1 protein-coding gene is annotated in these 1,350 nt (G+C 70.8%); it reads left to right on the forward strand.

Translation table 11 applies throughout. The features are described 5' to 3' along the window. Positions 1-83 precede the first annotated feature (83 nt). Positions 84-1,334, forward strand: a complete 1,251-nt coding sequence (locus tag ACFVJ3_RS49475; RefSeq protein WP_378459044.1) for an IS110 family transposase — start codon at positions 84-86, stop codon at positions 1,332-1,334. The last annotated feature ends 16 nt before the right edge of the window (positions 1,335-1,350 follow it).

Here is a 1,350-nt window from a genome sequence, read left to right on the forward strand (position 1 = left end):
CCGAACAGTGAGCGAACCGGCTGCCGCGTCCCGGCACCGCACGAGGGTGCCTCCCCACTGGGTCTAGCAGCGAGGAGGCTGACATGAAGTCTGCCAGAAACACCCTGCCCGATGAACCACCCAACGCCCTGACCTGCGGCATCGACTGGGCCCGCGACGATCACGCCGTGTCCGTCGTCGATGCCCGCGGCCGCGAGGTCCACCGCTGCACCGTCGAACACAGCGCCGCCGGGCTGCGCGAGCTGCTCACAGTCCTCGCCCGCACCGGCGTCTGCGAGGTCGCGATCGAACGCCCGGACGGACCGGTGATCGACACCCTGCTCGGCGCCGGGATCACCGTGGTGGTGATCAGCCCCAACCAGGTCAAGAACCTGCGCGGCCGCTACGGATCGGCCGGCAACAAGGACGACCGCTTCGACGCCTTCGTCCTCGCCGACACCCTGCGCACCGACCGCGCCCGACTGGCGCCGTTGACCCCCGACCACCCGGCCACCGTCGCGCTGCGCCGCGTCTGCCGGGCCCGCAAGGACCTCGTCGCCCACCGGGTCGCCCTCGCCAACCAGCTGCGGGCGCACCTGCGCAACGTCTTCCCCGGCGCGGTCGGCCTGTTCGCCGATCTCGACTCCCCGATCAGCCTGATGTTCCTGACCCGCTTCGACTGTCAGGACCGGGCCGACTGGCTCACCCCCAAGCGTCTGGCCACGTGGCTGTCCGGCGTCAGCTACAGCGGCCGCACCGACCCCGCGGTCCTGCATGCCCGCCTGACCGCCGCACCCCGCGGCGCCGTCGGTGACGACGGATCCGCGCACGCCCACATCACCCGCGCCTTGCTCGCCGCCCTGCGCACCCTCGTCGAACAGATCAAGTTGCTCACCGAACAGATCGGCGAGCAACTCGCCGGGCACGCCGACGCCCACATCTTCACCAGCCTGCCCCGCTCCGGCACCGTCCGTGCCGCCCGGCTGCTCGCCGAGATCGGCGACTGCCGGGCACGATTTCCAACCCCCGAGTCGCTGGCCTGTCTCGCCGGCGTCGCCCCCTCCACACGCCAATCCGGCAAGGCCAGAAGCGTCGGATTCCGTTGGGCCGCAGACAAACAACTCCGCGATGCCGTCACCGACTTCGCGGGCGACTCCCGCCACTCGAACCTCTGGGCCGCCGACCTCTACCGCCGAGCCGTCGCCCGCGGACACGACCACCCCCATGCCGTCCGCATCCTCGCCCGCGCCTGGCTGTTCGTCATCTGGCACTGCTGGCAGGACAACCTCGCCTACGACCCGGACAAACACGGCGCCCTCCAACGACTGATCGCCCACCAACAACCGGCGGCTTGACACAGGGCAACTCATG

The organism is Rhodococcus sp. NPDC127593 (genome assembly GCF_042671975.1).
Taxonomy (GTDB): domain Bacteria; phylum Actinomycetota; class Actinomycetes; order Mycobacteriales; family Mycobacteriaceae; genus Rhodococcus_F.